The organism is Bifidobacterium sp. ESL0800, from assembly GCF_029395355.1.
Classification (GTDB): domain Bacteria; phylum Actinomycetota; class Actinomycetes; order Actinomycetales; family Bifidobacteriaceae; genus Bifidobacterium.
The window spans coordinates 2141646-2157538 of sequence record NZ_CP113913.1; the positions used below are offsets into that span (position 1 = coordinate 2141646).

Here is a 15893-nt window from a genome sequence, read left to right on the forward strand (position 1 = left end):
CGTTTTGGCTTGTGTTACGGTAGGCAAAGCGCGTGTAATTGATGTATGAACGGAACATACGAGAATCCTGTGATAGACCCGAGAATTCACCAACGTCATCCTGACATAACAGATGACGATGTGAGACATGCGTGGCGTTTTCGGTTCTTATCTGGCCCCAGAAGAAAGCAGACGAGGCAATGGGCTTCGATAGGTTTTGACAGCAAGGGTAGATTATTGGAAATGGTGTCGACGGATAAAAGTGGTGAGTTGCTTATTTTCCATGCCATGACCCCGCCTTCGAAGCGTACAATGATAGAAGTAGGAGCTTAAGATTTTAAGGATTATTAAAAGGAGGTATTAATGGACAGCGAAGAAATCGAGAAGAAATTTGGCTATACGCCTGAACAGTTAGATGAGATGGCCGCTGAGTATGAAAGCGGAGAATGGGAGGGGCCGCTTGATTATGTAGTGCAGTTGCGGCCCATTACTCCTGAAATGCGTAAGAAGATTGACGAAATTTGGGCTGGATATGAGCGTGAGGATGCTGAGAAATCCACAAAAGCGAACACTGGCCGTAAATTAGCTGCGGCGTATCGCTGAGATACTTATAAATGAAGAGAAGTCGAATAATAGCCTGGGTTTACCCTGAATTGTCCCTGAACATACCCTGAATCATCCCCGAGGTCGATGCTGACCGCACCGCGTACATGATACCTTTGAAATCATGATAGAGATAACCAATCTGAGCAAACGATTCGGTTCCAAAACCGCGCTCGACGGCGTGAGCTTCACCGCCCCGGACGGCAAGGTGACCGGGTTCCTCGGCCCGAACGGAGCCGGCAAATCAACGACGATGCGCGCGGCGCTGGGGCTGATTTCATCCGATTCCGGGAAAGTGTTGATCGATGGCGGCGACTTCCGCAAGTCTCGTGCTCCGATGACAAGCGTCGGTGCCGTGCTCGACGCCAAATCCGCCCATAAGAACCGTTCTGCATACAATCATCTGCTTTCATTGGCGCTTACCAACGGCATCTCCAAGCGCCGCGTCAACGAGGTCATCGATATGACCGGCTTGGAAAGCGTCAAGAAGCGCAAGGCCGGCGGCTTCTCGCTGGGTATGAGCCAGAGGCTTTCCATCGCGGCGGCGCTGCTGGGCGACCCGCACAACCTCGTGCTCGACGAGCCGGTCAACGGCCTCGATCCCGAAGGCGTGAAATGGGTGCGTGAGCTCTGCAAGTTCTACGCGAGTGAGGGCAGGGCGGTGCTCTTAAGTTCCCACCTGATGAGCGAGGTCGCGCTGACCGCCGACAATCTGGTCATCATCGGGCAAGGCAAGGTGCTGGAGACGACGACGGTCAACGATTTCGTCACCGAGCACTCCGGCCATTCGATTCGCGTAGTCACCCCGGAACCTCAAAAGTTGCAGGCCATTTTCGCTTCTGCTCCCGAAGTTCAGGTCCGCATCGAGCAACGTATGACTTCCGACCCGCGCGAAGGCGAGGTCTTCCGCATCAACGGGGCCGACCTTAAGTCCGCCGCGCAGGTGTTCGCCCAAGCGCAATTGATTACCTACGAGCTTGTCGAGGAAAAAGTCTCGCTCGAAGATGCCTACATGGCGCTCACCCATTCGCAGGTGCAATACGCCGCCAAGGAGTTGCCTGGCGAGCGGCCGATTGAATACGTGCCGCAGGGCACGGCCGGTGCCGGTGCCAGAAATGCCGGAAATGCCGGAAACGCAGGGAATATGCAGATGAACAATATGCAGGTCAACGGGGGAGAGCAGGCACGATGAACGAGACCAATACCATGAATCCGAACATATCTTCAGCTTCTCAGGCCGGTGGAGCACGCTACGCCGTCAACCGCAGCATGTCGCGCGCCCGTCTGAGCTTCCTCGGCAGCGTCCGTTCAGAGCTGGTGAAGCTGCGCAGCGTCGCCTCGACGTGGTGGCTTTCGGCGCTCGCCTGCATCATTGGGGTCGGCATCTCGGCGATACTGGCTGTGAGCGTCAAACAGGAAGCCCGTTATGACGCGAAAGGCAAACTGCTGGCGACGCCTGCCCCGATTCCGCGTTCCGTCGTGTTCAGCTGTATCGCGCAGAGCCTCGCCATCTCGATTGTGCTCATCGGTGTGGTCGCCATCCTTGCGGTGACCAGTGAATACGCCACTTCCTCGATTCAGATGGCCTTGGTCGTCAATCCGCGTCGCTGGATGTTCATGAATGCGAAGGCCGTGGCAGTCGCGATCCATACGTTTGTGCTCTCCTTGGTGATGTTGCTCATTTCCTGGGGTGTGGTTGCGGCGATACTTGCCGGCAACAAGCAGACTCCGCTGGGCAGCAAGGAGCATTGGCTGCCGATTATCGTCATTCTTGGCGGTGCGGCGATGATCACGCTGGTCTCCGAATTCTCGCTGGGACTGGGTGCCATCATCCGTTCGACCGCCGGTGGCGTGGTGGCGCTGGTGGCGGTGTACACGATGGCGACATCGGTGTTCGGCCTGATCTTCAGCTTGTCGAAGCATATGCAGTGGGCCTATTGGTGCTCGCAGCTGATGCCGTCGAGCTTGGTGAACAGTTTCCTGTCCGGCCAGCCTGCCGAAGTCGAGGCTGGAATGTTGCCCAAGGGCTGGTCAGTTCCCGGCTGGTGGCAGAGCGGTCTGATCATGATCGCGTGGGCCGTCGTCTTCTACCTCATCGGTGCGTTCGTCGTGAGCCGTCGCGATGTGAAGTAAGCTCATCGTTTTGTCCGAACCGTCAGATTCATTGGAAGTCCTGTATGCTGCCATTCGCGGCGTGCGGGATTTTCAATTTGTAGATCTCCCAAGTCTTATGGCACCACGACCTTGGGGAGCAAGAAGACAATCCTGCGAGAAAACATATACTTTTTACTGCGAAAACGTACGCTTCCTAGCAGGAATGCCCGGTTTCCAGCAGGAATGTCCGGTTAGGATTTTGGTAACCGGAGGTTCCGTGCCGCCGTCTTGAATATGTGTTCCTATCTTTTGTCTCAACCAAACGAATTTTGATACTCGGTTACTGTGCCTAGATAAACCGTGTGTTTTTGTCGTTTTCAAACATAAAATGGAGCATATTGAGTGACGTTGAGAATCGGTTAGAGATAGGGAAGAACTATGAGATTCTGCGACCAGTGTGGTGCGAGGATGGATGATGGCGCCGTCGCATGTCCCAACTGTGGTGCCGTGCCTGTGTCCGCAACGTCCGGTTCGTCTCAACCTGTCGGTGCTGTGCCGCCGTCGCCGTCGCTGGCTTCTGTTCCGCCGCAGGCTTCGGGCGCGTCTTATACGTCTTTGACCAATGCGGAGGCGGGTAATCCAAGCTATCCTCCTGTCTTGTCCGGTTCTTCCGAAACGTTTGGACCTGCCGCCGGTGGTTTGGCGTCGCCGAACCAGCCGGTTGCGAAGGTTTCCCATTCCAAGCGCAACATCGTTATCGCGATTGTCGCTGCCGTGGTGGTGGTCGTGTTGGCGCTTGCCTCGGTCCTGTTCATTCGCTCGCGCTCGAATTCAGGTGCCGCCCATTCATCGGACGCATCTTCGGCAGTAAATACGCCGACCAAGCCGTTGTCCCAAGCGCAATATCCGGCCGGCGAATGGGCTCTGCGCGCGAAACTCAAAGACGCGAGCTGGAAGACGCTGTCGGTCAATGTGGATGAGCAGGGCGATATCGCGCTCCTCGCGTCCGGAGTGAAGCTATTTTCCGGCAAGTTGAGCAAGGCAGCGACTAACGGTGGTAACGATAGCGTCGAATACACCGTCAAGAATCTCGCCGTATCGCGTCCACAGCCGCATTTCCTCGGCGATCCCTTTGACAGCTATCTGAGCGACAAGGAAATCGCCGCGTCGGATGTCACCATCGATGTGCCTAAGAAGGGAACGACGGGGGACTGGTATCTGGCGATTCAGGAATCCAATGGCGTGCAGTGCGAGTTTGGTATGACGGTGAAGGACGATCATAAGTTCACCATGGGGTGGAGCTACGGCTGGAACTCTACAGATACGGACGACGACGAAGATAGTGACGACGATTACGATGACGATTACGACGACGATTCCGAAGAAGACGACGCTTATCTTGACGGCGACGAGGATGGCTCGGTTGAGCAGAGTTCTGTCAAGCAGGTAAAAGACCAGATGCCCGATTTCGACGAAACGCGAACCGGCACGTGGAAACCGGTGAAAAGCGATACCCCTGGCCAAAAGGCGTACTTGGTGTCGATGGATGACGGTGGGCTTTTCGATAAAGTGTCCGGACAGCATCCATCCGACATTCAGTACACGTTTGAGGTTCCAAGCAACCATTAAGCCGTTGCCTACCGGGCGGTGGCGGCGGTTTGCTGGTCGTCCGTTTGAACGGCGAGACGTAATTGAGTCTGACCAAAACATATAGACGGACAATGAAAAGAGAAAAGGGAAAGCCATGAAATTCTGTGAGCATTGCGGGGCGCGGATTGATGACGGTGTCCGGTTCTGTGCCAATTGCGGCGCACCGGCACCCCAGACAGCGCCACTGCAGCAGCCGTCGGCCATGCCTCCCATGCCGTCGACGACGCAAGCCCCACCAGCCTCTCAGCCCGTCATGGCGGGGTTCGCTCCTGACACGCTTGGCGCGGCGGAATCCAAATCTGCCGCTCCTGGTATGGGCCTTCCTCCTACGGGAGCTTCTGCCCAGACGTCTGTTCAGGGCAAACACCGCAACCTCATCATCGTGGCGATTGCTGCGGTGGCAGTGGTGGTCATCGCCCTTGGCGCGTTCTTCCTGACCCGTCCGACGGCCAAAAGCGGGGTGAACGACAGCGCTGCGCAATCCGAATATCCGGTCGGGCAATGGTCCCTTCATATGAAAACGAGGGGGGCGGATATCACGCTTATCGCCGTCTCCGTCGGCAAGGACGGCAAAGCCTCGTTGCATACGTCGGTCGGCACCGGATCCATCGATATCATCGACGGCAAGCTGGGCAAGCCTGATTTCGCCGGCGGCAGCGCCACCTACCATGTTGGCGATCTGAAGTTTCCCCACGCCAAGCAGCCCAACCTCTTTTCCGATAACAACGAAAAGGTGGTCCAACCCTCATCCATTACTTTGACAATGCCTAGAAAGGGGATTGTGGGCGATTGGCGCGTAGTCGTCAGGAATGCTGGTGCCAAGTCGTCTGGCCCCCATGAGTTCACGATGAAAGTGGGCGCTGACCATTCTTTGGTGTTCGGTTGGAAAGGCGGCTATGGCGTTTACAACAGCGGTGTGCGCAGTGGCGTGTGGTCGACGAAAAAGTCTGATGACAAGAGCAAGCAACGTTTTGGCGTCGAGATGGAATCCGGCAATCTGATGGATGACGAATATGGTTCCGACGATGATGATGCTGGCGATGAAGCCGATATGCAAGGCAAGATGGAATTCTATCTAGAAGCCCCACAATACTAGACAGTTGAATGCATTGCCAGAACTCGTAATGCGTGACCGTCTATGGCGACATCATAGGGTTGCGTGCGCTTTCCCGGCAGAATCATCTTTGTTCCTAGATGGATTGCCTGATTGATGGCAATCACGAAAAGCATATTAGGCGTCGCCAGGTTTGGTGGGCGGCATTGGCACCCGCATCACGTCACCTGAACGTCACAGACGACTCATACAATTGAGATTATGCCTACTTTCACAAGAGATACAGTCGAGCATCTGGGGCAATTGGCCCAAATTGCGCTCACCGACGAGGAAGCGACCCGCATGCAAGGCGAGTTGAACGTCATCGCCGATTCCATCAACAAGGTGCAGGAGGTCGCGTCCGACGACGTCGAACCCACTGCCAACCCGGTTCCGCTCGAGGCGTATCTGCGCCCCGACGTTCCCGAAAAGCCGTTGAGCCGCGAGGACGCGCTCGCCGGAGCCCCGGCCACGGAGAACGGTATGTTCGTGGCACCGCGCATTCTCGGAGGTGAAGCCTGATGGCCGAAGCAAACGAATTGGTGAAGCTTACCGCCGCCCAGATGGCGGAGAAGATTCGCAACAAGGAAGTTTCCAGCCGCGAGCTGGTCGATGCCGAGCTGAACGTCATCGATGTCGCCGAGCCGGACATTCATGCGTTCCTGCATATTTCCGCTGACGAGGCGCGCGCTCAGGCCGACGCCTTCGATAAGAAGAACGCCGCGGGCGAGACCGAGGGCTTGCCGGAGCTCGCCGGTGTGCCGATCGCCATCAAGGACATGATTGTCACCAAGGGCATCGAGACCACCGCCGCTTCGAAGATTCTCGAAGGCTGGATCCCGCCGTACGACGCCACGGTCATCACCAAGCTCAAGGCCGCGGGCATGCCGTTGCTCGGCAAGACCAACCTCGATGAGTTCGCACAGGGTTCCTCCACGGAGCATTCCGCGTTCGGCCCGACCCATAATCCTTGGGACACCTCCCGCGTCCCCGGTGGCTCCGGCGGTGGTTCCGCTTCCGCGGTCGCCGCATTCGAGGCCCCGCTTGCGCTCGGCACCGATACCGGCGGTTCGATTCGTCAGCCCGGCAGCCTGACCGGCACGGTCGGCGTCAAGCCCACCTACGGCGGCGTCTCCCGTTTCGGTGCGATCGCTATGGCGAGCTCGCTCGACCAGATTGGCCCGGTCTCGCGCAACGTGCTTGATTCCGCGCTGTTGCAGGAGATCATCGGCGGCCACGACGTGCGTGATTCCACGTCCATTCCGATGGACGTTCCGCCAATCGTCAAGGCTGCTCGCGAAGGCTACAAGCGCGACCTCAAGGGTATGAAGGTCGGACTTGTCAAGCAACTCGGCGGCGATGGTTATCAGCCCGGTGTCGAGGCCCGTTTCAATGAAGCGGTCAAGCTTCTGCAAGACATGGGTGCCGAAGTGGTCGAGGTCGATTGCCCGCACTTCGATTACGCGCTCGCAGCCTACTACATCATCATGCCGTCCGAGGTCAGCTCCAACCTGGCCCGCTACGATGGCATGCGCTACGGCCTGCGCGTGATGCCGCCGGCAGGTGTGCCGCAGACGGCCGCCAACATGATGGCTTACACTCGTGAGGCCGGATTCGGCGACGAGGTCAAGCGTCGTATCATCCTTGGCATCTACGCCCTTTCCGCCGGCTACTACGATGCGTGGTACGGTTCGGCGCAGAAGGTGCGCACCCTGATCATCGACGACTTCAACAAGGCGTTCGAGAAGGCCGACGTGCTGGTTGCGCCGACGAGCCCGACCACCGCGTTCAAGTTCGGCGAGAAGATGAACGACCCGCTGACGATGTATATGAGCGATATCGCCACGATTCCGGCGAACATGGCCGGCACCCCCGCGATGAGCATTCCCGCTGGCCTTTCCGACGACGGTCTGCCCGTGGGCTTCCAGTTCATGGCCCCGCAGAAGCACGACGAGCAGATGTACAAGCCCGCGGCCGCGCTCGAGGCGGCTCTCGAGGAGCAGTGGGGCGGCCCGGTCTGGCAGAGCCTCAAGACCCCGTGGCTTAAGAGCGCAAAGTAATCGGACGGCAAGGAGAAACAAATCATGGCTGAAAAATTGATGAAGTATTCCGATGCCGTCAAGGAATTTGACCCGGTATTCGGTCTGGAAACCCACGTCGAGCTGTGCACGCAGACCAAGCTGTTCTGCCCGGCGCACGAGGAGTTCGGCGCGGAGCCGAACACGGAGCTGAGCCCGGTGAGCCTCGGCCTGCCCGGAAGTCTGCCGGTGGTCAACAAGACCGCCGTCGACTTCGCGATCAAGCTGGGTCTGGCGCTGCACTGTGAGATCCACGAGTGGAGCCAGTTCGCCCGCAAGAACTACTTCTACCCGGACATGCCGCGCGACTACCAGATCTCGCAGTTCGACAAGCCGACCAACGGCAACGGCTACCTCGACGTCGAGCTGGACGACGGCAGCACGTTCCGCGTGCCGATCGAGCGTGCACACATCGAGGACGACGCCGGCAAGAACACCCACGTGGGCGGCGCCGACGGCCGTATCGAGGGCGCGGACCACTCGCTGGTCGACTACAACCGCGCCGGCGTCCCGCTGATCGAGATCGTCACCAAGCCCGTCGAGGGCGGCGGCGACCGCGTTCCGGAGATCGCGGACGCCTACATGCGCGCCATCCGCGACATCGTGCGTGCCTTGGGCATTTCCCACGGCCGCATGGAGCAGGGCAATATGCGTGCCGACGTCAACATCTCGTTGCGCAAAAAGGGCACCACCAAGCTCGGCACTCGTTCGGAGACCAAGAACGTCAACACGTTCCGTGGCATCAAGAAGACCTTGCAGTACGAGATTCGCCGTCAGGCGGCCATCCTCGACGAGGGCGGCGAGATTCTGCAGGAGACCCGCCACTGGGACGAGGCCACGCAGACCACCGCTGGCGGCAGGGTAAAGTCCGATGCCAACGATTACCGTTACTTCCCCGATCCCGACCTCGTGATGCTGCACATCACGCAGGAGCACATCGACGAGATCGCCAAGACCATGCCGGAGATGCCGCGCGAGCGTCGTGCCCGCCTGCAGAAGGAATGGAACCTGACCGATCTGCAGATGCGCGACCTGATCAACGCCGACGCGCTCGACCTGGTCGAGGAGACCGTCAAGGACGGTGCCTCGGCTGCCGGCGCCCGCAAGTGGTGGCTCGGCGAGATCTCACGCGTCGCCAACGAGCGCAGCCTGTCGCTTGAAGAGCTGCCGATCACCCCGGCCGATGTGGCCGAGGTCGAGAAGCTCGTCGCCGCGGGTAAGCTCAACGACAAGCTCGCCAAGCAGACCGTCACCGGCGTTCTGGCCGGCGAGGGCACGCCTGATGAGGTGGTCAAGAAGCACAACTACCAGGTCGTCTCCGACGATGGCGCGCTCGAGAAGGCTGTCGACGAGGCGCTTGCCGCCAATCCCGATGTGGCCGAGAAGCTCAAGAGCGGCAACATGAAGCCGATGGGCGCCATCATCGGTGCCGTCATGCGCGCCACCCACGGTCAGGCCGACGCCAAGGCCGTCAGCGCTCTGGTCATCAAGAAAATGAAAGGCTGAGCCGCTAAGCGGGGAACCCAGTGGGTTCCCCGTAGGCTCAGTGAGCGCGATGTATCGAGTGCGAAGGCAAACCTCTGGTTTGCGTGTGAGTTCCAGCTTGGTGCGTGAGCTTCTTGCAGCCCAAGCCCAGTGGGCTTTTGTAGGCTCGGTGAGCGCGATGTATCGAGCGCGAAGGCAAAATCGCGAGATTCTGCTGGTCTGAACCCGATAAGATCTGCGTTCGGACGATGTTTTATCGTTGTCTGGACGCAGATTTTTTATATGGCGGGTGTAGCGCAATAAAAGATCGGCCAAGATTCGGGTGTCAGACGAAAAGGTCGGGGTTGTGATTCTCTTCCATCCGTCAGACGAATACACTATCCTTATAAGGGTATGTCTCGAGTTCGTTGGAGGGTGAGTGACTATGTCTGAAAACTCCGAAATTCCCGCAGAGGATGCAACGCCGCGTCAGCTGCCGGAACGTATTGTCATACCGGAGATTCGTGGCGAGATGGTGCATCTGCGCCCCGCCACCCTTGACGATCTGCCGAGGCTCGATCAGCTTGAGGTCTATTTCAACGCTTCCGGCGATACCGGCAAAGACAAGCAGTCCGAGCGCGCCGTCGTTCAGGCCTGGGTCAAGCGTTCCGTGGCATGGGTCAACGGCGTTGCCGCATCGGAATCCGGAGTCGGTGATCCCGAGGCCCGGCGCACGATGGCCTGGACCATTCTGACCGATTCGGATCATGACGCCGACGGCAAAATCGATGCTGAGGAGACCGACAATGTCATAGGCATGATCTTCCTGATCGATATCGATGGCTGGGCACGTTCGGCCCGTATCCAGGTGATGCTCGGCAAGGATTACCGTGGCCGCGGCTATTCGCGCGACGCGATGCCGCGCGTGATGACCTACGGGTTTGCCTCCACCCCGGTGGGTTTGGGAATGCACCGTATCTGGGTGGCGGTGCCGGAGAAAAGCACCCGTACCCTCTCGGTCTATCAATCGTTGGGCTTCATCAAGTCCGGCACGTCCCGCGATTCGCTGTGGGACGCCTCGATTGGCAAATATCAGGACCTCATCGTTCTCGACACCCTGGTAGACGAGTATGACCCGATTCATTCGTTGGATGCTTTCGGCATGCATGTCATCGAAGGCAATCCCGGCGTCAAAGAGGCGATGGCCGCCCGCGAGCATTCCATCGAAATCCAGCAGCACAAGAATCGGAAAAACAAAGACGTCGTTTCAAGTCCTGATGCCAGTTGCGGGGAGACCAGCGGAAATCTCGCGGAACAGGGAAACGGTGGAGAAGGCAACGGCCAAAAAGCGAAGCGTAAACATGACGATGCCGGAGTCGTCGAAAGCCAATCTGTGGCTAACGAGGCCTCTGCAGCTGTCGATTCCATATCCGGAGCAGCGGATATGGCAACTGCTCGTGGTGATGATTCCTTATCGGCATCGGCACGGCAAAGCTCGGAGTATCCTGAGCAGAAGCGTAAGAGTGATGATTCCGATGAAACGTCATGGCCGTTTTCCGCCACGCAAAGCAAGAAATCGAAAAAGGCCTGGTGGCGTAGTCTTGGTCACGGCAGTCAGAAAAAAGGCGACGTCGACAAGACGTCCGTTTCGAAAAACGACAAATCAGGAGGTAGCGTTCAGTGAGCGCTGAAGATCTCGACGATTACGAGATGAACGCCGAGCTGGCACTTTACAAGGAGTACCGCGACGTCATCAAGCTGTTCACGTACGTCGTGGAGACGGAGCGGCGCTTCTACTTGGCCAACAAGGTGGATTTCAACGTGCGTTCCGCCGGGCAGGATGTCTATTTCGACGTGCAGCTTACGGATGCGTGGGTCTGGGATGTCTACCGCTCGTCGCGCTTCGTCAAGAACGTGCGGATTGTGACGTTCAAGGATGTCAACGTAGAGGAAGTGCAGAAGTCCGACATCGATATTCCCGATTCTCTGGCTTGATTGTTTGTTGCTTATGACGGTCTGGGAGGGAAACATATTTCCCTTGGGACGCTCCGGGCTGAACCGTTAAGCGAAAAGCCCTGTGGGCTTTTCGTAGGTGAAGTGAGCGCGATGTATCGAGCGCGAAGGCAAAATTTCCAATTTTGCTCAGGCCAAGTCTTTACGGTCGAGCAACGCATATCTCCGGCTCCCAGACCTCAACCTTAGAATCTTTTCGGAGAGCAATTGTTTCGATGTCGAAGTTCTGAGGCACTTTTAAGCGGATAAAAAATAAGCTGTTATAGACTTGACTCGCTGTGGATAGCTGATTGTTGGAGGTGGGCGGAAAGATATGCCTTGTTCGGGCGTAAGACACGGCCGAGCGGCCAAGGAGCGTCCCGAATAAGGTATATCTTTTCACCCACCGTGAGTTGTATCACTGATCAGTGGTGCGAGTTTTCAGCGAACATGCAGATGGTTCGTGTATGTTTTTAGACATTGGTTGGGCTGGTTTGTGCTTTCGTGTAGGCTGGTGATGATTTGCGTATGAGGCGTATTGGCTTCAAAATAAGGATTTTTTTGGGAGGCTGTTGTGGCTGAGGATGCTGGCAAGAAGTCTGTGGTGATTATCGGTGGCGGGCCTGCGGGTCTGACGGCGGCTTGGGAACTGCTCAAGGACGGCGGCGCCGACAAGTTTGATGTGACCGTTTTGGAAGCGACGCGCGAGTTCGGCGGTATTTCGCGCACGGTGAAGCACAACGGCAACCGCATGGATATCGGCGGGCACCGTTTCTTCTCGAAGGACGACCGCGTGATGGACTGGTGGAAGAACATCATGCCGTTGCAGGGTGCGCCTTCGTATGACGACAAGAAGCTCGGCCGTCACCACGACCTCGAGCCCGGCGGCCCGGATCCGGAGAAGACCGATGTCGTGATGCTCAAGCGTCACCGTGTCTCGCGTATCTTCTGGAACCAGCATTTCCTGGACTATCCGATTTCGCTTTCCCCGGGCCTGTTCAAGGCGTTGGGTCTGAAGCTGACGCTGAAGGCCGGATTCAGCTATCTTTGGTCGATGATTCACAAGCTGCCGGAAGACAATCTCGAGAACTTCTATATCAATCGTTTCGGCCGTCAGCTTTACTCGATGTTCTTTGAAGGCTATACCACCAAGGTGTGGGGTCGCACGCCTTCGCAGATTTCGGCGGATTGGGGCGCCCAGCGCGTGCGCGGCCTGTCCGTGATTACGGTGCTGAAGAACGCGATCGCCAAGATGAGGCCGAAAAAGCGCGATTCCAGCCAGGTGGAGACCTCGCTGATCGAGGAGTTCTGGTATCCGAAGCTCGGCCCGGGCCAGCTCTGGGAGATCGTCGAGGGCCAGGTCGTCGATAATGGCGGCAAGGTCATCACCGACGCGAACGTGGTCGAATTCAAGCAGAAGGCCGACGGTTCGATTGCTTCGGTGATCTACGTCGACGACAAGGGCGCACGCACCGAGCTCAAGGCGGACGATTTCATCTCGTCCATGCCCGTCAAGGACTTGGTCAACGCCATCGACAGGGCCGCGAAAGAGGACGAAGCCGCAAACGCCGGCGATAGTTCGAACGCTGCGGATGCCGCTGATACCGCCGCTTCCAAGGAAGTCGTCACGACTTCGGAAGACGTGCCTGCAGATATGAAGCGTATCGCCAACGGCCTGCCGTACCGTGATTTCGTCACCGTCGGCCTCTTGGTTGGTCACCTCCGCCTGAAGAACACGACGGACATGAAGACGCTCGGCAACCCGCCGATTGTGCCGGACTGCTGGATCTACGTGCAGGACCCGGGCTACAAGGTCGGCCGTGTGCAGATCTTCAACAACTGGAGTCCGTACCTGGTCAAGGATGTCGACAACACCGTGTGGGTCGGCCTCGAGTACTTCTGCGAGGAGGGCGACGACTTCTGGAACCTTTCGGACGAAGAAGCCACGAAGTTCGCCATCAAGGAGCTCACCCGCATGCGCGTGATCAACGGCCCCGAGGACGTCTTGGACTCCCACCGCGAGCATGTCAAGAAGGCTTATCCCGCCTACTTCGACACCTACGACGAAATGCCGCAGCTGATCGACTGGCTCGACAAGTTCGGTAACCTCTACTGCGTGGGCCGCAACGGCCAGCACCGCTACAACAACCAGGACCACTCCATGGCCAGCGCGATGGAAGCCGTGAGCAATATCAAGTCCGGCCGCGCCGACAAGAAGAACGTCTGGAGCGTCAATACCGAAAAGTCCTATCATGAGGAAAAATAGCCACTGACTGTTCTGATTTTTCAGAATACCCGGTTTCATGCTTGAGGCGGGCGATCCACAAGGGTCGTTCGCCTTTTGCGTTTTCGTTGTTCCGATTAAGTCAGGCTCATTGGTGCTGGTAAACGGCATCCGGGATTCATTTATGTGCGGTTTTCCTGCACTCAATTGTGTTGGTGCTGGTGAACGGCATCTGCCGTTCCCTCATATGCTGTTTTGCAGCATCAGATTATCTTGGTGCTGGTGAACGGACTTTGGCAGTTTGCCAGGTGCGGTTTTCCAGCAGCAGAGTCATCAGAAAGTAGTGTGAGAATTGGCGTGGATTGGAGATTCGCCACGCCGAGTGGCGTTGGTCAGGGCACGGTTGTAATCTAAAGAAAAGTTCGAAAACCACATGATGGTATCGAATATTTCATAAGCGGTTTTTAATATATGCCGCATCTTTTTCATTAGTCTTCCGGGCAATGCCGTAGGAAGTCGAGGAAAGGCAACATTATAGTGGCAACTAGCCAGAATATTGAGGATATGAAGCTGCCTGAGCTCAAAGCGCTCGCTAGGCAGATGGGACTACGCGGCACGTCAACGATGCGTAAACCCGAGTTGCTCGCCACCCTTCAAGCTGCAAGAACGGGCGGAGAAGCGCCCGAGGGAGTCACGGTTCGTTCTCCCAAAGCCGCGCCGAAAACGGCTGCGGAAAAGAACGAAAAGCCTGATACCAAACGTAAGCAGGCTCCCGCAAACGATCAGGTGTCCAAGCAATCGGCTTCCGTCAGTGACACCGATGGTAAGGCCAAAGGCGCTAAGGCAGCTCACGATGAAGCTGCGTCCGACAACGTTGTGACGCACGAATCGGCTGCTCGTGAGAATACACGGTTGAAGAAATCAATTTCGCGGGATGAGCAAGCCGAGGAGCAAGAGTCCTCCGAAAAGCATGGTGAGGGCCGGGCATCCCAGCCCAGTGTGTTCGACGATGAAGAGTCGTTGCACCGGCGTAGCAGGTCATTCGTTTCCCGCCATCGCGGCGAACGCGAGATGGGCGAGGAAGGCGAGACCCGCACTCATCGTCGGAACTACCGCGCGGAGCAACAGTCCCGTCACGATACCGAATCCAATAAGGTCCGCGATTTGGATGACATTCTTGCCACCTTGCCGGTCGTCGGCAATGACGAAGGGAATGCTGACGACGCCAAAGAGGCGGAGCCGCGCCATGAATTCGTTCGCCGCAACCGTCATAATGACCGTTACAATCACGAAGATCGTGGCAATGATCGCCATCAACGCAGGATGCGTGGGCGCGATCGCAACAACTATGACTATAAGGATCGTGACAATCGTAACGATCGTGGCGGCCGGTACAACAACAATGAAAACATCAGCGAAGAGGACACGCGCGATCATCGCAGCGACTCCAAGGAGGGTCTGGTCCCCGTCGCCGGTATCGTCGATGTTCTCGATTCCTATGCGTTCATCCGTACCTCCGGCTATCTGCCAGGGCCGAACGACGTCTACGTTTCGATGGGCCAGATCCGCAAGTACGGCCTGCGCAAAGGCGACGGCGTGCAGGGCTTCATCCGTGAACCGCGCGAAGGCGAACGCCGCAACCAGCGCCAGAAGTTCGTGCCGCTGCAGTCCATCGAGGCCATCAATGGCATGAGCGTCGAAGATGCGGCCAACCGCGCGCAGTTCTCCAAGCTCACCCCGCTCTATCCGCAGGAACGCCTCAAGCAGGAGACCACGCCAAACAAGATTCTCGGCCGCCTGATCGATCTCGTCGCGCCGATCGGCAAAGGCCAGCGCGGCCTGATCGTCTCCCCGCCGAAGGCCGGCAAGACCATCACCTTGCAGAACATCGCCAACGCGATCGCCACCAACAATCCTGAAGTGCACCTGATGATGGTGCTCGTGGACGAACGACCCGAGGAAGTCACCGACATGGAGCGCACCGTGCAGGGCGAGGTCATTTCCTCGACCTTCGACCGCCCGGCCTCCGACCACACCACCGTCGCCGAACTCGCCATCGAACGTGCCAAGCGTTTGGTGGAGCTGGGCCAGGACGTGGTCGTGCTGCTCGATTCCATGACCCGTCTCGCCCGTGCCTACAACATCGCGGCCCCGGCTTCCGGCCGTGTGCTTTCCGGCGGTGTCGACGCGCAGGCGCTCTATCCGCCCAAGAAGTTCTTCGGTGCGGCACGCAACATCGAAAACGGCGGTTCCTTGACCATCATCTCTTCGGCACTGGTGGAAACCGGTTCCAAGATGGACGAGGTCATCTTCGAGGAGTTCAAGGGCACCGGCAACATGGAGCTGCGCCTTTCGCGCGATCTGGCCAACAAGCGCCTCTTCCCGGCCGTTGACATCAACGCCTCCGGCACGCGCCGCGAGGAGCTCATCACCCCCAACGACGAGCTCGCGGTCATCTACCGCCTGCGTCGTCTGCTTGGCGGCCTCGAGCCGGAGCAGGCCTACCAGACCATCGTGCCAAGGCTGAAGAAGACGGCGACGAACCGTGACTTCCTGCAGGCCATCATCAAGCAGAACAGCGGCAACAACTGATTCGGTTTGTACCGTGCTATAGGGGACTTCCTGTTGGAGGTCCCCTTTTGCTGTCTGGCGTCACATTTGCAATGGTTGCATGGTTTGGTTGCGTTGGTGACGTTGCGGCCACGTTTTGCGCACG

Annotated in this window: 12 protein-coding genes; all 12 read left to right on the forward strand. The window is 57.7% G+C overall.

The annotated features are described in order from the left end of the window. Positions 1-342 precede the first annotated feature (342 nt). The 12 genes from OZX75_RS08110 (at position 343) to rho (ending at position 15769) form a co-directional block, all read left to right on the forward strand. The gene (locus tag OZX75_RS08110) at positions 343-582 is read left to right on the forward strand and encodes a hypothetical protein (protein WP_277146130.1); all 240 of its coding nucleotides are present in this window, start codon (positions 343-345) and stop codon (positions 580-582) included. Between the two features lie 124 nt (positions 583-706). Further along, entirely contained in the window at positions 707-1774 is a 1068-nt protein-coding gene (locus OZX75_RS08115; RefSeq protein WP_277146131.1) for an ATP-binding cassette domain-containing protein, read from the forward strand. After that, a complete protein-coding gene (locus tag OZX75_RS08120; RefSeq protein ID WP_277146132.1) occupies positions 1771-2715 on the forward strand; it encodes an ABC-2 transporter permease in 945 nt (314 codons plus the stop codon). The genes OZX75_RS08115 and OZX75_RS08120 overlap by 4 nt, the downstream gene beginning before the upstream one ends. A gap of 399 nt (positions 2716-3114) precedes the next feature. Then, positions 3115-4305 (forward strand): zinc ribbon domain-containing protein, encoded by a 1191-nt coding sequence (locus OZX75_RS08125; protein ID WP_277146133.1) that lies wholly within the window; start codon positions 3115-3117, stop codon positions 4303-4305. Between the two features lie 115 nt (positions 4306-4420). Continuing rightward, positions 4421-5422: a zinc ribbon domain-containing protein gene (locus tag OZX75_RS08130; RefSeq protein ID WP_277146134.1), complete on the forward strand. Its 1002-nt coding sequence runs from the start codon at positions 4421-4423 to the stop codon at positions 5420-5422. Between the two features lie 219 nt (positions 5423-5641). Next, positions 5642-5941, forward strand: a complete 300-nt coding sequence (gatC, locus tag OZX75_RS08135; RefSeq protein ID WP_277146135.1) for an Asp-tRNA(Asn)/Glu-tRNA(Gln) amidotransferase subunit GatC — start codon at positions 5642-5644, stop codon at positions 5939-5941. Then, positions 5941-7479, forward strand: coding sequence for an Asp-tRNA(Asn)/Glu-tRNA(Gln) amidotransferase subunit GatA (gene gatA, locus OZX75_RS08140; RefSeq protein ID WP_277146136.1), 1539 nt, complete (start codon positions 5941-5943; stop codon positions 7477-7479). Before gatC ends, gatA begins: the two co-directional genes overlap by 1 nt. Before the next feature lie 24 nt (positions 7480-7503). Further along, positions 7504-9003: an Asp-tRNA(Asn)/Glu-tRNA(Gln) amidotransferase subunit GatB gene (gene gatB, locus OZX75_RS08145; RefSeq protein WP_277146137.1), complete on the forward strand. Its 1500-nt coding sequence runs from the start codon at positions 7504-7506 to the stop codon at positions 9001-9003. Positions 9004-9406: 403 nt separating this feature from the next. Further along, positions 9407-10645, forward strand: coding sequence for a GNAT family N-acetyltransferase (locus OZX75_RS08150; RefSeq protein WP_277146138.1), 1239 nt, complete (start codon positions 9407-9409; stop codon positions 10643-10645). Continuing rightward, on the forward strand, positions 10642-10956 hold the full coding sequence (locus OZX75_RS08155; RefSeq protein WP_277143495.1) for a DUF2469 domain-containing protein: 315 nt from the start codon (positions 10642-10644) through the stop codon (positions 10954-10956). The genes OZX75_RS08150 and OZX75_RS08155 overlap by 4 nt, the downstream gene beginning before the upstream one ends. Positions 10957-11527: 571 nt before the next feature. Then, positions 11528-13219 carry an NAD(P)/FAD-dependent oxidoreductase gene (locus tag OZX75_RS08160; RefSeq protein ID WP_277146139.1) on the forward strand — a complete coding sequence of 564 codons (1692 nt, stop codon included), beginning with the start codon at positions 11528-11530 and terminating at the stop codon, positions 13217-13219. 495 nt (positions 13220-13714) lie between these two features. Beyond that, positions 13715-15769, forward strand: coding sequence for a transcription termination factor Rho (rho, locus tag OZX75_RS08165; RefSeq protein WP_277146140.1), 2055 nt, complete (start codon positions 13715-13717; stop codon positions 15767-15769). Positions 15770-15893 lie beyond the last annotated feature (124 nt).